We start from the raw sequence: 16,978 nt of genomic DNA, 5'->3' as shown, positions 1-16,978 counted from the left end.
CGATCTCGGGGAACCGACGGGCTCCGGAACCGTTTTGAGCCGCGCTCCCGTTTCGGATGTCGTGCCGCTGGAGTCGAACGCCCGGATCGCCAAGGAGCTCGCTAGACGCGGATACAACGCCGAACGCGAAGCGATCACCCTCCTGGCGAGCGCATCCGACTCCGCCGCCGCCGTCGAATCGGTCGTCGATCACGCCCCGGACGACGCCCTTCGTATCACCGCCGACCACGTTCGCGCCGTCACGGGCGACCGGTCCGCTTCCGGCACCGATCCGACGGCTTCAGGTACCAACCCGACGGCTTCAGGTACCGATTCTGCCGGCTCCACCGACTCCGACTCCGCCGATTCCGGAACCACCCGAACCCATAAATCCACTCCGAACCGAACCGGCGACGAAACGCCGTCTGCGACCTCTACAGCCCAATCTCCAGTCGAAACAGAGGGGTCTTCTTCGGACGCCGGATCCACCACCGACCACGACGCTGTCGACCCCCCCGTCGATCCCCCCCACCACGACCCCGACCTCCGAGAGCTGGAGATCGGCAACGACATGACCGGTCGGAGCACCGGAACGGGCGAATACGGGGACTTCGTCCAGACGTTCCGCGACCGCTACGAGCGGCTCTCGAAGGTGCTCCGCGGCCGCGTCAACCACCGCCCCGCCGAGGCGATCGCGGAGATGCCCGGCGGGAGCGACGCCGCGATGATCGGGCTCGTCAACGACGTCCGATCCACGAAATCCGGCCACTGGCTCGTCGAACTGGAGGACACGACCGGAACGTTCCCCGCGCTGATCATGAAGGACAAGGGGCTCGCCGACCTCGTCGACGAGATATTGATGGACGAGTGTCTCGCGGTCGAGGGAACGCTCGCCGACGACTCCGGCATCCTCTTCGCCGACTCCCTCCACTTCCCCGACGTTCCGCGGACCCACCGGACGGGGGCGGCCGACCGTCACGTGCAGGCCGCGCTGATCTCCGACGTCCACGTCGGCAGCGACGAGTTCATGGCCGACGCGTGGAGCAGCTTCACCGACTGGCTCCACACGCCCGAGGCCGAGCCGGTGGAGTACCTGCTGCTCGCCGGCGACATGGTCGAGGGCGTCGGCGTCTACCCCGACCAGGACGAGGAGCTGGAGATCGTCGACATCTACGACCAGTACGAGGCGTTCGCTGAGTACCTCAAGGAGGTGCCGGCCGACACCGAGATCGTGATGATTCCAGGCAACCACGACGCGGTCCGGCTCGCGGAGCCCCAGCCCGGGTTCAACGACGAGATCCGCTCCATCATGGACGTCCACGACGCGCAGATCGTCTCGAACCCCGCGACCGTCACCGTCGAGGGCGTCGACGTGCTGATGTACCACGGCGTCTCGCTCGACGAGGTGATCGCGGAGCTCCCCGAGGAGAAGGCGAGCTACGACGAGCCGCACAAGGCGATGTACCAGCTCCTCAAGAAGCGGCACGTCGCCCCGCAGTTCGGCGGTCACACCCGCGTCGCGCCGGAGGAGCGCGACTACCTCGTCATCGAGGACGTGCCCGACGTGTTCCACACCGGTCACGTCCACAAGCTCGGGTGGGGGAAGTACCACAACGTCCTCGCCGTCAACTCCGGCTGCTGGCAGGCGCAGACCGACTTCCAGAAGTCCGTCAACATCGACCCCGACGCCGGTTACGCGCCGATCCTCGATCTGGACACCCTCGAGATGACCGTCCGGAAGTTCGCGTAGCGTCTTTGAGCGGTCCGACCTCCAACCAACGCGTCCGACGATTGAAGTACCAACCCGCGGCCACCCCCACCGTGACCTGACCGCCGTCCGCGGCGCACTGGGCGGGAGCGCGACGCACCGCCGTGGACAACCGAACTCAAGCCGCGCGTCGCCTGTTCGCTATCGACGGGCTCGCTACTGACGCCCTCGTCGCCAACTCCCACCACCGATACGACTACCGATCGATCTCGACCCGACCGCTGGTCGCGCTGTTGAGCCGCTCCACGAGCGCCCCCACCTCGGCCACGGGGACCCGAAGCGCGAACCGCACGCGCTCGTCATAGTCGGCGTCGAACTCGACGCCGGACGACTCGATCACGCCCCGCACGGTCCCGGAGTCGTCGTATTCGGTCTCCACGACCAGCCGCCGGTGCGGCCGCTCCTCGATCACGCCGGCCTCGTCGACCCCGTCTTTCACCGCCCGCGAGTAGGCGCGCGCGAGTCCCCCGACGCCGAGGTTCGTCCCGCCGTAGTACCGGGTCACCACCGCGACGACGTTCCGGATCTCGCGCTGCTGGAGCACGTTGAGCGCCGGCTTCCCCGCCGACCCGGTCGGCTCGCCGTCGTCCGAGGAGTACTCCCGAAGCATGACCTCGCTGCCGGGCGTCCGGGCGGAGGCCTCGCCCGCGGGGACCCGGTACGCCGGCACGTTGTGAGTCGCGTCGTCGTACTCGGCGCGGACGCGCTCGACGAACTCCTCGGCCGCCGCCACCGTGTCCGCCGGCGCGACGTGCCCGAGGAACTCCGAGCCCTGCACCTCGAACGTCGCCGTCCCGGACTCCGCGACGGTCAGGTACGTGTCGCTCATGCGCGGGGACTTTGATCTTCTCCGTCGGTCGGTTCCCCGTCAGTCGCTTCTCCGTCGGTCGGTTCTCCGCCGGTCGCTTCGCTCCCGGCCTCCTTCACCCGTTCGACCACGACGCTCGTCGGCGGCGCGAGTCGGTACAGCGCGAGGAACGCGACGACGCCGACGACCTCAGCGCCCTTGCCGACGATCGCAAGCGGGTCGCTCGCGAGCGCCGCGGCGGTCCCGCCACCGTGCCACCACGCGTAGCCGACGAGGAACGCCGCGAGGGTGCCGGCGCCGAGCGCGTACAGCCGCCGATACTCGTCCGCGCGCAGGGTCGCGGCCGCGATCGCGACGGTGAACACGCCGCCGAGGAGGAACACGTAGGGCCGCGCGTCCGCGGGCTCGACGAGCCGCGGCCACGCCCACAGGAGGTGGACGGCCGCGCTCAGCGCCGCGGTCTGTGCCGCCACCGCCCGAAGCAGGCGTTTTCGGGTCGTGTCGCGCCCGGCGAACTCCCGGTCCGAACCGCTCTCGGTCGTGCTCATCGGGTCGCCTCCTCGGCTCGTCCGCTCATTCCCACGGGTGGTTCCCCCGCGCGTCGGGCCACAATGGGTACCAGTAGGACTCGTCGTCTTCGAGCCCGAGCTCCCCGTCGAGGACGGACTGGAGCTTGAACTCGACCTGCTGGTTCCGGTCGCTCGTCCCCTTCGGGGAGAACGGGTAGTACGCGCCGCGCCGGAACGAGTAGATCCAGTAGGCGTCGGTGCCGTCGCGCTCGAAGCCGAAGACGGCCGCGAGCAGGCGGGAGCCGAACCCCTCCTCGATGAACTGGTCGGCCGCGAAGTGGATGCTCGTCACTAGGTCTTCGGGGTCGTCGTCCTCCAGCACGAACCACTGGTAGCCGTGGTCGTCCTCGTGTCGGTGGAACCCGGTCCCGGTGTCGATCTCGCCGGCCTCCAAGATGGCCTCGACGGTCTCGACGGCGTCGTCGAATCGAGTGCTGTCGACGCCGGAGAAACACAGCGCGGCCTCGCCACAGTGGTCGTAGCCGAGGTCGGCCTCCATCGTCATGTACGCGGTCGACATCCCGAAGAGGTCCTCGGGGTCGGCCTCGCGGGTCGCGTCCGTCTCGGCGCTCGTCCCGAGCACGGCGCGGATCGTGTCGAAGATGCCCATCTATGGCCACGGCTAGGCGACGCGGGGTTTAGGAGGTTTCCGTCGGGAGCGGGGACATCCCTCGCAGTCGACGCTACTCCTCAGACTCCTCCTCGACGTAGTCGAGATACGCCAGCACGCCGCGGGAGTTCAGGCTCGCGTCGGCCCTCGCGCGCTCCGGGTTCCAGAACTCCACGTCCCGGCTCGTCTCCACGAAGTGCTCGACAACGGCCTCGTCGTCGCCGAGTTCCTCGCGCTTCTCCCGGACGGCCTCCACCCACTCGACGTACGCCCGCTTCGCCTCGCCGATCAGCGACGGCTCGTACTCGCGCGGCCCGAAGTGGCCGAAACAGAGGTACTCGGGATCGATCTCCTCGATCGCCGAGAGGTCCCTGAGACACTGATCGAGGTCGAACTGCGGCGGCGGCGACGTGGGCCGGACCGTGTCGACCTCCGGGACGTAGATCCCGGCGGCGTCGGCGGTGAAGACGACGTCGTCGTCGGGCTCGTGGTAGAACGCGTGGTGCGGGGCGTGCCCCGGGGCCTCGTGGACGACGAGCTCGCGGTCGCCCAGGTCGATCCGATCCCCCTCGGCGAGCCCCGCGATGCGGTCCTCGGGGACGGGCGCGGGCTCGTCGTAGTACTGCCACTGGTCTTGCACCGCGGACTTCGTGCCGGTGACGAGCGCGCCCGGATCGACGAGGTGCCGGACTCCCTTCTCGGGAACGCGGACCTCGGCGTTCGGATAGCGCTCGGTCAGGTGGCCCGCGCCGCCCGCGTGGTCGAGGTGCGCGTGCGTGGGGAGGATCCACGCCAGCTCCTCGCGTCCGATCCCGATCTCATCGATCGTCTCGAACAGCGACTCGCGGTTCGCCCCCGTTCCGGTGTCGATCACGATCGGCCGATCGGCGTCGTACACGTAGACGGCCCCGTACTCGTCGGTGTCGAACATTCCGGTGTCGTGGACGTACAGGTCCGGCACCCCGCGGACCGCCTCGAACTCGCCTGCGTGCATGCGGGGACGACTCGCGCGCGACGCCTTTTAACGATCGGTCCGTTCGGTGGGAGCCCGTGGCGGACCCTTATGGTCGCTCCGTCCGAGGGATCCGTATGCGCGTGCTCGTCACCGGCGCCACCGGCTTCGTCGGCAGCCGGCTGATCCCGGCGCTCCTCGACCGCGGTCACGATGTGGTCGCCCTGGTCCGCGACGCCGACGGCTACGCCCCGCCCGCGGGCGTTCGCGTCGTCGAGGGCGACCTCCTCGATCCCGACACCCTCCCGCCCGCGTTCGAGATCGGCGGCGACCCGGTCGACGCCGCCTACTACCTCGTCCACTCGATGGACGGCGGTCCGGGCTACGAGGAGCGGGACCGCAACTGCGCCCGGAACTTCGTCGAGGCGGCGTCGGCCGCTGGCGTCGGCCGGATCGTCTACCTCGGCGGGCTCGGCGAGGACCGCGAGGACCTCTCCGAACACCTCCGATCCCGCCGCGAGGTCGAACGAATTCTCGGGACCGGCGACCCGGCGCTCACGACCCTGCGGGCGGCGATCATCGTCGGTGCCGGCAGCGCGAGCTTCGAGGTAATCTACGGCCTCGCGAGCCGGCTCCCGGTGATGACCACGCCGAAGTGGGTCGACACCCTCTGCCAGCCGATCGCGATCGACGACGTGGTCGGCTACCTCGTCGGCGTGGTCGAAGCGCCGGCGACCGCCGGCGACACCTTCGAGATCGGTGGCCCGAACGTGTTGACGTACGCGGAGATCCTCCGACGGACTCGCCGCCAGCTCGGCCACAGGCTGCGGATAATTCGGGTGCCCGTGCTGAGCCCGGAGCTGTCCGCGAAGTGGCTCCGGCTGGTCACCGACGTGAATCCCTACCTCGCCCGGTCGCTCGTCGAGGGGCTCCGCAACACCGTGATCGTCGAGGACGACCGGATCCGGGACCTCATCCCGATCGACCAGACGCCCTTCGAGGTCGCGGTCGCGCGGGCGATCGACGAGATGAGTCGGTCCGAGGGCGCTGGGTCGGACGCGGGTGGGTCAGAGGCGATCCGGTCTGAGGGGTCGCGCTCGTGAGCCGCAACTACGGCGAGACGTGGGTGTACGAGAGCCTCGTCGGCGGGATCCCCGGACTTGGCCTCTCTCGGACCCTCGCGGTCGCGATCCAGTTCGTCCTGTTCGAGGTCGGCGTGGTGGCGCTCGGCTGGTACTACGGGCTGTGGGACGCGGTCGTCGCCGGGTCCGTCGCCGTCGCGGTGGCGGCCGTCGGCAGCGTCGAGATGCACCGGCTCGGCGCGATCAACCGCGGACTCCCGACGCCGCCCTCGCACAAGCGGCTGCTGTTCGGGTCGAGCATCGAGATCGTCCTCGGCGTGCTGGCGTTCATCGCCCTCCTCACGTACATGATCGCGTGGGACGGCGCGCTGATCGACCGGCTGTTCGGTCCGAACCCGCCGATTCCGGTCGTCTACCTCACGCTGTTGATCCTCTGGGACCTCACCTACCGGATCGGCACCTCGTGGTGGAGCGCGGTCGTCGCGCTGTGGCGCGCGGTCCACGTCGATCTCCCTCCGGCGGCGACGTCGCGGGTCAGGCGGCTCGACGCGGAGAACGTCGCCTTCTCGGCGATCCAACTGTCGCTGGTTCCCTTCTTACTCGAAGAGCCGGTCCTGCTCGGGGCGGTCGTCGGGCACGTCCTCGCGGTCGCGATCGTCTGTTCCGCGGCGATCGCGCTGTCTTGAGCGCAGATCGGTCGCGACCTAGCGACGAGTGATGGGCTGAGTCAGGAACCTACCGGAGCAGAGAAAGAGGCCGCGAACCGCTCGTTCACTCGCCTTGCAGCTCTTGGAACTTGTCGAGGAGTGCCTCCGTGGAGTCGCCGGAATCGTACGTGAGCGATCCGGAGTACTCCGGCCGCTCGGCGTCGAAATCGGCGTCGACTTCGCTGGTCTTCTTCTCGCGACGCTCGTGCTCGGCCTCGTCATAGGCACCCATTGACATGGTACACCTTCGCTTAGAAACTATCAGTATTATATGTGTCGGTGAATTGTCTCCTCCGCGAAACGTTCGTCGACCGATCCCCGGCCGAGACTGATCGCCGGACGGGGGCGTTCGCCGAGGAAACTGACCGACGGACGGGATCCGCGGGAGACTCGGGGGGTGGGGTCTCTTCCACCGGAACCGATTAACCCCGCCGTGCGGTAGCACCGGCGTGGCACAACCGCTCCGATTCAGGCGCGCGCCCGGCGGCTGGAGCGCCGACCGCGTGCGCTCGCAGCTCGAACGCCCCCTCGACGACAACCTCGGGGCGACCGCGAGCGACCCGTGGTTCGTTCCGCCGTCCGGCTACGAGGCCCGGCGGTTCGACATGGACGACGGCTCGTTCGCGCTGTTCTGCTGGACGGACGGCGACGCCGACCCGCCGGACGGCGCCGACGGCGGGCCGGTCGGGTACTGGGTCGGCAACACGGAGACGCCGAGCGAGCTCTGGCGGACGGACAAGTACGGGTTCGACGAGGTTCCCTACCCGGTCTCGCGGTGGGTCCAGCGGGAGCTGCTCGCCGCGCTCCACGACGACGAGCCGTGGCTCGCGGCGTACCCGCACGTTTCGTGGTTCTTCCTGCCCGTGTTCTGCTCGAAGGACGGCGCCGAGACGACGCGGGCCTTCTTCCGCGACCACGCGGCCGGGTTCCCCGACGCGACCCGCGAGGAGGGGACCCGATTCCTCGAGGAGACGCTCCGACCGGGGACGCTCGACGAGTACCGCGAGGTGATGGCGGGGAAGCTCGGCACGTCGGCGTCCCTCGATCTGGTCCGGATGAGCGCCGCGATCGCGGAATTCACCGCGGCCCGAATCCTGACCGAGGCCGGCTACGAGGTGACGCCCGAGATCGAGGTGACGACGGGCCACTCGCTCGACTACCGCGCGACGGACCCGGACACGGGGAACGCCTCGCTGGTCGAGGTGACGCGCCCGCAGCCCGTCTCCGGGCGCTCCGCGAGCGACCCGGTCGCGGCGGTCCGCGACACGGCCGAGACGAAGACGAGCGGGCAGCTGGAGGCGCACGGCGGCGGCGTCACCCTCTTCGTCGACTGCACGTCCTTCCCCGCGGACGACTGGGCGGCCGTGCGCGAGGCGCAGCCGGAGGTCCGACACCGCCCGGCGGTCGTCCTCCGCGCGCGCCCGGACGGGTACGTCGAAGGGTACCGAAAGGGATCGGTGCCGGTCGATCTGTCGGCCGCGATCGACTGGGTCTGATCGGTCACTCCCGGCGGACGCGTCACTCCCGGCGGACGCGTCGCTCACGGCGCGAGTCTCGGAAAAACGAAGGGTCGCTTCCGCCGCCCGCTCAGAACGAGACCGGCGTCGGGCCGTCGTCGGCGTCGGTCGTCGGGTCGCGGTCCGAGTAGAACCGCCGACCGACGCCGCGGTGGCAGACGCCCGCGCGGAGCGTGGTGAACACGTCGTCCGCGTCGTCGAACGTCTGCTCCCCGAACCGCTCCAGCACGTCTCCGAGACGCTCGGAGCCGTCGGCGAGCTCTACGGTCGCGTTGCCGTGGGCCGCGATCAGTTCTTCCGAGGTCGTCGGATATTGGTGCCGTTCGAGTCGGTCGTCGACGCCGTTCAAGCGCATCAACTACTGCGAGTCGCCGATGGTTCTTAATGATTGTCCATGCACAACCTTAGTCCGGAGAATCAAATTATATTTCCTTATATTGTCGATCTTTCACATGGGTGGCCGACGAGTAGCCGCTCGACCGCGGACGCTTAGTGCCGCCCCGGCGAACGGCGGGCATGGACACGGACCGGATCGTCGCCGACCTCCACGCGCACACGACGGTCTCCGACGGCACGATGACCGCAGACGAGCTCGTCGACGCCGCCGGCGACGCCGACCTCGACTGGGTCGCGATCACCGACCACGACCGCGTGCATCCGGCCGTGGGGGCGCCGGTCGTCGAACGCGACGGGGTCCGGGTCGTCCGCGGGATCGAGCTCCGCGTCGACGCCGGCTCCGAGCGGCTCGACCTCCTCGGGTACGCGGTCGAGCGCACCGACGCGCTCGACGCCGAGATCGAGCGCCTCCAGACCGACCGCGAGGAGCGGGGGGCCGCGATCCTCGACGCGGTCGAGGACCGGCTCGGCGTCGACCTCGGCGTCGAGCCCCGGCCCGGACTCGGGCGCCCGCACATCGCCCGCGCGATCGACGAGTCGCCGGCGCCGTACGACTACGCGGGGGCCTTCGACGAGCTGATCGGGAACGACGGCCCCTGCTACGTCGCGCGCGAGGTGACGGGGCTGGAGCGCGGCGTCGACCTCCTCCGGGACGCCTGCGCGCTCGTGGGGCTCGCGCACCCCTTCCGGTACGACGACGTGGACGCCGCGCTCGACGTGGCCCGCGAGCTGGACGCGGTGGAGCGGTTCTACCCCTACGGGCGCGCGGTCGACGACGCGCGGGTCGAGCGGGTCGCCGCCGAGAGCGACCTCCTGCTGACGGGCGGCACCGACGCACACGAGCGCACCCTCGCCGAGGCGGGGCTGACGGCGGAGGCGTTCGCGCCGGTCCGCGAACGGCTGCCGGAGCCGGTCTCAGACCCCGACACGGTCTGACTCTCCGCCACGACGCGAGGTGACTGTCCGGGCGTCGGACCTTCCCGATCGACGAACAACGTTAAGCCCGACGCCGACAGAGTGTCGCGTATGCGGTGTCACTACTGCGAGCGGGAGGCCACCTACGAGGCCGAGCAGAGCGGCGTGGTCGTCGGGCTCTGCGAGGAGCACTTCAAGGCGCGCGTCGAGGAGCTCGCTGAATCCGACGAGCTCGCCGACCTCCGCGATCGAATCGACATCGAATCGTCCGAGTAGCCCTCGGCCGGATCGGATCGTCGACCTCTCGCCCTTTTTCGCCGTCCGTTTTCTCCCCGCCGTCCGCTCTCTCCTCGCCGTCCCCTCTCTCCCCACCGTCCCCTCTCTCCTCACCACCTCCCACTCAGCAGCCGGCTCGCCGCGGACGGATCATAAAAGGCGCCGCGGGGTCAACGCTCGGGCATGCACCCAACGGACCGGCCGCGGCGGCTCCGCACCGACGGCGTCCGCCCGCTCGTCAGCGAGACCTCGCTGGCGGCGTCGGACCTCGTCGCGCCCGTCTTCGTCGACGCGACGACAGACGAGCGCGTGCCGATCGAGACGATGCCCGGGCACGAGCGCGTCCCCGTCGACGAGGCGGTCGCCCGCGTCGAGGAGGTCCGCGAGACCGGCGTCGAGGCCGTGATCGTCTTCGGGATCCCCGAGTCGAAGGATCCGGAGGGAACCCGCGCGTACGCGGAAGACGGGGTCGTCCAGCGCGCGATCCGCCGAATTGCCGCCGAGACCGACGCGTACGTGATCGGCGACGTCTGCCTCTGTGAGTACACCGACCACGGCCACTGCGGCGTGATCGAGGCGTCGGCGGAGTCGGACCCGACGCTCACCGTGAAGAACGACGAGACGCTCGACCTCCTCGCCGAGACCGCCGTCTCGCAGGCGGACGCGGGTGCGGATATGGTCGCGCCCTCGGCGATGACCGACGGGCAGGTCCGGGCGATCCGCGAGGCGCTCGACGACGCGGGCCACGAGGAGGTGGCGCTGATGAGCTACGCCGTCAAGTACGAGTCCGCGTTTTACGGGCCCTTCCGCGACGCGGCTGACGGCGCGCCCGCGTTCGGCGACCGCCGGCACTACCAGATGGACCCCGCGAACCGCCGCGAGGCGCTCCGCGAAGCCCGGATCGACGCCGAGGAGGGCGCGGACGTGCTGATGGTGAAGCCCGGCCTCCCCTACCTCGACATCGTCGGGGACCTCCGGCGGGAGTTCGACCACCCGATCGCCGCGTACAACGTCTCCGGCGAGTACGCGATGCTGCACGCGGCCGCGGAGAAGGGCTGGCTCGACTTAGAGGAAACCGCCCACGAGTCGCTGCTGTCGCTCAAGCGCGCGGGAGCGGACCTGATCATCACGTACTTCGCCGAGGACCTGGCCGAGCACTTATAAGTCGAAGCGGACGCGAGCGACGCTTTCGCTACCCATCCACTTCGGCGCGCGCCTCCGAGCGCCCTTTTAGGGGCGCGAGTAGTGAGAGACCGAAGGTCTCTCTGACAGCCGGCGGCGACGCCGCCGGCGAGAGCGCGTTCGAGGGACGCGGTGAGCGACGTAGGCGACCGAAGGGAGCCTCGAGCGAACCGCGAGGCTGGGGAGGTGTGAGGTGCGGGTGCTGTGCGGGGCGGGATTCAAAGGGGCAGCCGCGCGAGCCGTCGCGGCTGGGGCTTTGGAGGAGGTCGTGTCGATCGGCCGTTTATAAGTATCAACGTATGGCCGAGCGGCTGGGGCTTTGGGGATCAGTCCGTCAGTACCGATTTATAAGCGCCCGAAACCCCAAGGCGATCTACACCACCTGCTCGCCGTCGTCGTCGTACACCTCGATGGCGTCGACGGGGCAGACCCGCGCCGCGAACTTCGCGTCGAACTCCTCGCCGTCCGGGACCTCGACGACGAACAGGTCCTCTTCCTCCTCGGTGCTGCCCGCGAGGTCCGCCTTCCCGTCGTTCAGGTCCTTCTCGAAGGCGTCCCACTCGGCGACGCACTGGAACATCCCGACGCAGGTGTCGCGGTCGAACTCGACGTGCATGGGCCACGGTTCGGCGAGGCGGTACAAAGCGCTGGCGACGCGGTACGCGGAACGGGCCGTCTTCGATCGTCGAGATCAATACGTCGTGTGGAGATCCGCCGGCCTCGCCCTCGAAATCTCGCTCGCTCGACCGTCCGACGCCGTTCCCGGTTATAACTCCCCGACCGATACGGACACCACCGAAGCCCCGGCCAGGAGACGGGCGCACGCTCGCCGCGCTCCTCGCTCGCGTCGCTCGCTGCGGTGCTCGCGTCGCCTGCGCCCGTCTCCTGGCCGCCCCTTCGAGCCCCGCCCCGCACGGCACCCGCACCTCACGTCTCCCCAACCTCGCCGCTCGCTCGTGGCTCCCTTCGGTCGCCAACGTCGCTCGCGGCGTCCCTCGCACGCGCTGTTCGCGCCCTAACGGGCGCTCACAGGCGCGCGCCGACCGCAGATCATCGGGATCGAACCAATCGCCGGGCCGGTCCTCCGCCGCGACCGTCCTTTTTAAGCGTCGGAGGCACCCATCGCCGCGTATGACCACGGTCTGGCTCGTCGATCGGGAGTTCGACTCGAAGGGACTCGTGCGGCTCACCTACGCCACCGAGGACGGCGAGCGGATGCACACGAAGGAGCTGGCCGAACAGCGGCTCCTCACGGGCGACGGGATCACCGCCGGCCGGGAGGTCGAGGAGACCGCGCTCGGCGAGAGCCCGGCCGACGAGGTCGAGCGGTTCGCGTCGGAGGCGTCGAAGATGGCGGCCGAACACGACCTCGACGACACGGTCTAACCGCGCCCCTCCGCGGAGGCTCCGCCCGCGGTCGAACGCGCTCGACCGCGCTGGCCCGCGATCCCGTCCCACACAACCGAGGCCGTTAAGGGGGAACCGCGGGAAGATGCGCGTGAAATGCCCAGTGGTGAGTACGACCCCGACGCCGTCGAGCCGCGGTGGCAGCGGCGATGGGTCGACGAGGAGACGTACGCCTACCCCGACGACGACCCGGTCGATCCGAACACCGTCTTCTCCATCGACACGCCCCCGCCGACGGTGTCGGGGAGCCTCCACATGGGCCACCTGTACGGATTCACCCTCCAGGACTTCGTCGCCCGCTTCGAGCGCATGAGCGGCGGAGCGACGTTCTTCCCGTTCGGCTACGACGACAACGGGATCGCCTCCGAGCGGCTCACCGAGGACGAGCTCGACATCCGCCATCAGGACTTCGAACGCCGCGAGTTCCAGGCGAAGTGCCGCGAGGTCTGTGCCGAATACGAGGAGCAGTTCACCGAGAACGTCCAGTCGCTCGGCGTCTCCGTCGACTGGGACCACACCTACCAGACGATCGAGCCGCGCGTCCAGCGCGTCTCTCAGCTGTCGTTCGTCGACCTGTACGACCAGGGCCGCGAGTACCGCGAGAAGGCGCCCGCGATCTGGTGTCCCGAGTGCGAGACCGCCATCTCGCAGGTCGAGACCGAGGACGACGAGCAGGCCAGCCACTTCAACGACATCGCCTTCCCCGTCGCCTCCGCCGACGAGAGCGACGATACCCCCGAGGAATTCGTCATCTCGACGACGCGCCCGGAGCTCCTCCCGGCCTGCGTCGCCGTCTTCGTCCACCCCGACGACGACGAGAACCAGGCCCTCGTCGGCGAGTCCGCCGAGGTCCCGCTGTTCGGCCATGAGGTGCCGATCATCGCCGACGAGCGCGTCGACATGGAGACGGGCTCCGGGATCGTGATGTGCTGTACGTTCGGCGACCAGAACGACATCGAGTGGTACCAGGTCCACGACCTGGACCTCCGGGTCGCCATCGACGAGTCCGGCCACATGACCGAGGTCGCCGAGGAGTACGAGGGACTCCACTCCGCCGAGGCCGGCGAGGCCATCGTCGAGGACCTCGAGGAGGCCGGGGCACTGTTGGACCGCCGCGACATCACTCACACCGTCAACGTCCACGAGCGCTGCGGCACGAGCGTCGAGTTCCTCGTCACCGAGCAGTGGTACATCGAGATGCTCGACAAGACCGACGAGTACCTCGAGATCGGCCGGGAGATGGAGTGGTCTCCGGAGAAGATGTTCAGCCGGTACGAGCACTGGGTCGAGGGGCTGCAGTGGGACTGGCTCATCTCCCGCCAGCGCTCCTCCGGCATCCCGTTCCCCGTGTGGTACTGCGACGACTGCGGCGAGGAGATTGTCGCCGAGAAGGCCGACCTGCCGGTCGACCCGCTCTCGGACGACCCGCCGGTCGACGCCTGCCCCGAGTGCGGCCACGACGAGTTCGAGCCGGAGGACGACGTGCTCGACACGTGGGCCACCTCCAGCCTGACGCCGCTCATCAACGCCGGCTGGGACTGGGACGAGGATCGCGAGGAGTTCACGATGGAACACCCGGAGCTGTATCAGTTCGACCTCCGGCCGCAGGGCCACGACATCATCAGCTTCTGGCTGTTCCACACGCTCGTCAAGTGCTACGAGCACACCGGGGAGGTCCCGTTCGCGGAGACGATGATCAACGGGCACGTCCTCGACGAGAACCGCGAGAAGATGTCGAAGTCCGTGGGCAACGTCGTCGAGCCCGAGACCGTGCTCGAGGAGTTCCCGGTCGACGCCACGCGCTACTGGGCCGCCGGCACCGCCGTCGGCGACGACTTCCCGTTCAAGGAGAAGGACCTCCGCGCGGGCGAGAAGCTGATCCGCAAGCTGTGGAACGCCTCCAAGCTCGTCGAGTCGCTCGCGCCGGAGCCGTACCCGGACGAGCCGGCCGACGAGGACCTCCGAGAGCTCGACCGCTGGCTGCTCGCCGAGCTTGACGGCGAGGTCGAGCGGCTCACCGAGCTGTTCGAGGACCGCGCGTTCTCGAAGGCCCGCGACGAGCTCCGGAGCTTCTTCTGGAACACGTTCTGTGACGACTACCTCGAGATTGCCAAGCAGCGCGAGGACGAGGCGGCGGCGTACACGCTCCGGACCGCTCACCGGCGGTTCCTGAAGCTGTTCGCCCCGCTGCTCGCCCACGTCACCGAGGAGCTGTGGCACGACATGTACGCGGACGCCGCGGCCGAGGCGGCCGACGCCGCCGACGGCGCCGCCGACTCCGTCCACCTCGTCGACTGGCCCGAGCCGCTCGGGATCGACGCCGACCGGGACGCCGGCGCGGCCGCCACCGCCGTGGTCGGGACGCTCCGCAAGTACAAGAGCGAGAACCAGCTCCCGCTGAACGCCGAGCTGGACGCCGTCGAGGTGTACGCCGATGTCCGCGGGTTCGAGGACGACATCACCGGCGTGATGCACGTCGCCGACCTCACGGTCCACCCCGACGAGGACGCTCCGGTCGAGACCGTGGTCACCGGGATCGACCTCGACTACGCGACGGTCGGCCCGAAGTACGGCGACCAGGTCGGCGACATCGAGGCGGCCTTGGCGCAGGGCGAGTACGAGATCGACGGCGACGAGCTTCACGTCGCGGGCGTCACGCTCGTCGACGAGGAGTTCGAAATCGAAGAGGAGCGGCAGTATCAGGGCGACGGCGAGCTGTTAGAAGCGGAGGACGTGGTCGTCATCGTCCGCAACGAAGCGTAGAAACCCGTTCTCGGCGCGGCCCGGCTACAGGTCAGCGCCGACGGCGTCTTCGATCGAGTCGAAGCCGTCGCGATTGAGGAGGTCGACGATCCCCTCGTTGATGTCGCGCGCGAGGCCCGGGCCCTCGTAGACGAGCGCCGTGTACAGCTGCACGACCGACGCGCCCGCGCGTATCTTCTCGTAGGCGCCCGTCGCGCTCGAAACCCCGCCGACGCCGATCACCGGCACGTCGGTGCGCTCGGCGACGAACCGGACCCGCTCCGTGGCGATGGGCTCGATCGGCTTCCCGGAGAGCCCGCCCCGTTCGGCCTTCTGCGGGCTCTTCAGCGAGTTCGGACGCGAGGTCGTGGTGTTGGTCGCGATGACGCCGTCGAGGCCGAGGTCGTCGACGACGCCGAGCGCGTCCTCGACGGCCGGCTCCGGGAGGTCCGGGGAGAGCTTCACGAGGAGGGGGTCGGCGCCGGCGTCCGCGAGGGCGCCGAGGATCTCCTCTAACGCCGCGCGGTTCTGGAGCTCGCGGAGCCCCGGCGTGTTCGGGCTGGAGACGTTGACGACGAAGTAGTCGCCCGCGTCCGCGACGCGCTCGTACGTGTACAGGTAGTCGTCGGGGGCCTCGTCGAGGGGCGTCGACTTCGATTTCCCGATGTTGATTCCGACGGGGACCTCCGGCAGGGGCTCCCGGTCGAGCCGTTCGCCGACGACGTCGGCGCCCTCGTTGTTGAAGCCCATCCGGTTTATCAGGGCCTCGTCCTCGCGCAGCCGGAACAGCCGCGGTCGCGGGTTCCCCGGCTGTCGCTCGGCGGTGACGCCGCCGACCTCGACGTGGCCGAAGCCCAGCGCCGCGAGGCCGCGCGGGACCTCCGCGTTCTTGTCGAAGCCCGCCGCGACGCCCACCGGGTTCGGGAACGCGTTCCCGAACGCCTCGACGCGGAGGCGGGGTTCGTCCACGACGAACCGATCGCGGAGGTGGTCGGTCACCGGCGTCGTCTGTACCGCCCGCAACAGCCGGTGTGTCAGCCCGTGTGCGGTCTCCGGCGGGAGTCCGAACAGCGCCGGTTTCAACAGGTCGTACGCGCCCATCGTTTCGGTCTCGTCGCGGACGGGCATCAATCCGCCGACCGCCGCCGCGTGCGACCGCCACCGATATCGCCGGGCGTTCGGCGTTCCCTTCGGTCCGGGCTTCGAAGCCGAACAACGAGCGCAGAAAATCGGTCGGACGGTTTCAGAAGTCGTGTTCGAGGTCCTCGGGGCTGGAGTCGGCCTTCTGGATGATGATCTTCCCGTCTCGAACCCGGACGAACACCTCGTCGCCGATCTCCATCCCGGCGACGGCGAGCTCGTCTTCGTGGAGGTTCACGTGGACGTTGTGGTACTCCCCGTCGTCGTCCTTGGCGCCGCTTGGGCTGAGCTTCTTTTTGCGGACCATCGCGGTTGTACTGGTCGGACTTCGCGATACCAGACACATAAGTGTTGTTTACGCGAACAGGGTCGCCGCCGCGCGTTCTCGGTGCCGTTCGTCGCGCGTCGAGGGCGTCGACGCCTCGTTTCGGGGCCGCCACGCCGCTGTGACCGTCGACCGAGCGGTCGGATCGCCTCGGAGACCGAGCGAAACCGCTAGCCCGTGCGGAGTTAATATATAAATGTTTTGGAGGACAGCTTTCATTTCCCCGATATATTTATTACAGACTGTGTGCTGGGTTCGCATGGAGGATAAACCATGGTACGTGAAGACGGTAAGCGAAACTTCGCCCTTCGAGAGGAAGACGGATCGGAACCGAGCGAGTTCTCCGGCAACATGCCCCGTCAGGCCGCGCTCAAAGCTGCCCGCACCCTTGATCCCGCGCCCTCGGAGGAGAAGGCGGAGCGGATCACGCTCCGGCTCCGCGAGAAGGGGACGCAGAAGGTCCACGAGTACGAAGGGTGGGCCTGGAAGGACAGCGCCCCCGAGGTCGACGAGGCCGACGACGACTTCTGGCTCAACGACCTCGACGACATCACGAAGGCGAACGTCTCGAAACAGGGGATCGAGTACATCGACGACGAGTAG

General features: G+C 69.0%; 19 protein-coding genes. 10 read left to right on the top strand and 9 right to left on the bottom strand.

The features are described from left to right. Positions 1 to 61 precede the first annotated feature (61 nt). The gene (locus JIN95_RS06135; RefSeq protein WP_200530806.1) at positions 62 to 1,729 is read left to right on the top strand and encodes a DNA-directed DNA polymerase II small subunit; all 1,668 of its coding nucleotides are present in this window, start codon (positions 62 to 64) and stop codon (positions 1,727 to 1,729) included. A gap of 214 nt (positions 1,730 to 1,943) precedes the next feature. Here JIN95_RS06135 and JIN95_RS06130 read toward each other — a convergent pair whose 3' ends face one another. The 4 genes from JIN95_RS06130 to JIN95_RS06115 all read right to left on the bottom strand — a co-directional run bounded on the left by JIN95_RS06130 (position 1,944) and on the right by JIN95_RS06115 (position 4,728). Continuing rightward, positions 1,944 to 2,576: a YigZ family protein gene (locus JIN95_RS06130; RefSeq protein WP_200530805.1), complete on the bottom strand. Its 633-nt coding sequence runs from the start codon at positions 2,574 to 2,576 to the stop codon at positions 1,944 to 1,946. Beyond that, positions 2,573 to 3,103, bottom strand: a complete 531-nt coding sequence (locus tag JIN95_RS06125; protein ID WP_200530804.1) for a hypothetical protein — start codon at positions 3,101 to 3,103, stop codon at positions 2,573 to 2,575. Before JIN95_RS06125 ends, JIN95_RS06130 begins: the two co-directional genes overlap by 4 nt. 25 nt (positions 3,104 to 3,128) lie before the next feature. Then, positions 3,129 to 3,734, bottom strand: coding sequence for a hypothetical protein (locus JIN95_RS06120; RefSeq protein ID WP_095637041.1), 606 nt, complete (start codon positions 3,732 to 3,734; stop codon positions 3,129 to 3,131). A 73-nt stretch (positions 3,735 to 3,807) separates the two neighbouring features. Further along, positions 3,808 to 4,728, bottom strand: a complete 921-nt coding sequence (locus JIN95_RS06115) for an MBL fold metallo-hydrolase (protein ID WP_095637042.1) — start codon at positions 4,726 to 4,728, stop codon at positions 3,808 to 3,810. Between the two features lie 95 nt (positions 4,729 to 4,823). Here JIN95_RS06115 and JIN95_RS06110 point away from each other — a divergent pair, with 95 nt between their 5' ends. Together JIN95_RS06110 and JIN95_RS06105 are read left to right on the top strand one after the other, a co-directional pair. Beyond that, entirely contained in the window at positions 4,824 to 5,789 is a 966-nt protein-coding gene (locus JIN95_RS06110) for an NAD(P)H-binding protein (RefSeq protein WP_200530803.1), read from the top strand. Then, a complete protein-coding gene (locus JIN95_RS06105) occupies positions 5,786 to 6,454 on the top strand; it encodes a hypothetical protein (RefSeq protein ID WP_095637044.1) in 669 nt (222 codons plus the stop codon). The genes JIN95_RS06110 and JIN95_RS06105 overlap by 4 nt, the downstream gene beginning before the upstream one ends. An 85-nt stretch (positions 6,455 to 6,539) precedes the next feature. On the opposite strand, the gene JIN95_RS06100 is transcribed toward JIN95_RS06105, so the two are convergent. Then, the gene (locus JIN95_RS06100; RefSeq protein ID WP_008005688.1) at positions 6,540 to 6,707 is read right to left on the bottom strand and encodes a DUF5786 family protein; all 168 of its coding nucleotides are present in this window, start codon (positions 6,705 to 6,707) and stop codon (positions 6,540 to 6,542) included. A 217-nt stretch (positions 6,708 to 6,924) separates the two neighbouring features. On the opposite strand from JIN95_RS06100, the gene JIN95_RS06095 reads away from it, so the two are divergent. After that, positions 6,925 to 7,971, top strand: a complete 1,047-nt coding sequence (locus JIN95_RS06095; protein ID WP_200530802.1) for a DUF5784 family protein — start codon at positions 6,925 to 6,927, stop codon at positions 7,969 to 7,971. A gap of 91 nt (positions 7,972 to 8,062) precedes the next feature. Here the strand turns inward: JIN95_RS06095 and JIN95_RS06090 are convergent, their stop codons facing one another. Then, complete coding sequence (locus JIN95_RS06090) at positions 8,063 to 8,347, bottom strand: DUF2795 domain-containing protein (RefSeq protein ID WP_095637046.1); 285 nt, start codon at positions 8,345 to 8,347, stop codon at positions 8,063 to 8,065. 161 nt (positions 8,348 to 8,508) lie between these two features. Between JIN95_RS06090 and JIN95_RS06085 the strand changes: the two genes are divergently transcribed. The 3 genes from JIN95_RS06085 (at position 8,509) to hemB (ending at position 10,743) form a co-directional block, all read left to right on the top strand. Then, positions 8,509 to 9,324 (top strand): PHP domain-containing protein, encoded by an 816-nt coding sequence (locus JIN95_RS06085; protein WP_095637047.1) that lies wholly within the window; start codon positions 8,509 to 8,511, stop codon positions 9,322 to 9,324. Between the two features lie 90 nt (positions 9,325 to 9,414). Then, complete coding sequence (locus JIN95_RS06080; RefSeq protein WP_198951541.1) at positions 9,415 to 9,579, top strand: DUF6757 family protein; 165 nt, start codon at positions 9,415 to 9,417, stop codon at positions 9,577 to 9,579. A gap of 183 nt (positions 9,580 to 9,762) precedes the next feature. Continuing rightward, the gene (gene hemB / locus JIN95_RS06075; RefSeq protein ID WP_200530801.1) at positions 9,763 to 10,743 is read left to right on the top strand and encodes a porphobilinogen synthase; all 981 of its coding nucleotides are present in this window, start codon (positions 9,763 to 9,765) and stop codon (positions 10,741 to 10,743) included. A gap of 391 nt (positions 10,744 to 11,134) precedes the next feature. On the opposite strand, the gene JIN95_RS06070 is transcribed toward hemB, so the two are convergent. Next, positions 11,135 to 11,377, bottom strand: a complete 243-nt coding sequence (locus JIN95_RS06070) for a ferredoxin (RefSeq protein ID WP_095637050.1) — start codon at positions 11,375 to 11,377, stop codon at positions 11,135 to 11,137. Between the two features lie 515 nt (positions 11,378 to 11,892). Between JIN95_RS06070 and JIN95_RS06065 the strand changes: the two genes are divergently transcribed. Both JIN95_RS06065 and JIN95_RS06060 read left to right on the top strand, forming a co-directional pair. Continuing rightward, positions 11,893 to 12,147, top strand: coding sequence for a hypothetical protein (locus tag JIN95_RS06065; protein ID WP_095637051.1), 255 nt, complete (start codon positions 11,893 to 11,895; stop codon positions 12,145 to 12,147). Positions 12,148 to 12,264: 117 nt separating this feature from the next. Continuing rightward, a complete protein-coding gene (locus JIN95_RS06060; protein WP_200530800.1) occupies positions 12,265 to 14,931 on the top strand; it encodes a valine--tRNA ligase in 2,667 nt (888 codons plus the stop codon). A 24-nt stretch (positions 14,932 to 14,955) separates the two neighbouring features. Here JIN95_RS06060 and JIN95_RS06055 read toward each other — a convergent pair whose 3' ends face one another. Both JIN95_RS06055 and JIN95_RS06050 read right to left on the bottom strand, forming a co-directional pair. Beyond that, a complete protein-coding gene (locus tag JIN95_RS06055; RefSeq protein ID WP_200532111.1) occupies positions 14,956 to 16,011 on the bottom strand; it encodes a quinone-dependent dihydroorotate dehydrogenase in 1,056 nt (351 codons plus the stop codon). Positions 16,012 to 16,153: 142 nt separating this feature from the next. Then, positions 16,154 to 16,357 carry a hypothetical protein gene (locus tag JIN95_RS06050; RefSeq protein ID WP_050024870.1) on the bottom strand — a complete coding sequence of 68 codons (204 nt, stop codon included), beginning with the start codon at positions 16,355 to 16,357 and terminating at the stop codon, positions 16,154 to 16,156. A gap of 291 nt (positions 16,358 to 16,648) precedes the next feature. Here JIN95_RS06050 and JIN95_RS06045 point away from each other — a divergent pair, with 291 nt between their 5' ends. Beyond that, on the top strand, positions 16,649 to 16,978 hold the full coding sequence (locus tag JIN95_RS06045; protein ID WP_095637053.1) for a non-histone chromosomal MC1 family protein: 330 nt from the start codon (positions 16,649 to 16,651) through the stop codon (positions 16,976 to 16,978).

This window comes from Halorubrum sp. LN27, assembly GCF_016635065.1.
In the GTDB taxonomy this organism is placed as follows: Archaea; Halobacteriota; Halobacteria; order Halobacteriales; family Haloferacaceae; genus Halorubrum; species Halorubrum salipaludis.
Note: the sequence above shows the minus strand (reverse complement) of the source record. Positions and strands in the feature narration are given on the sequence as shown.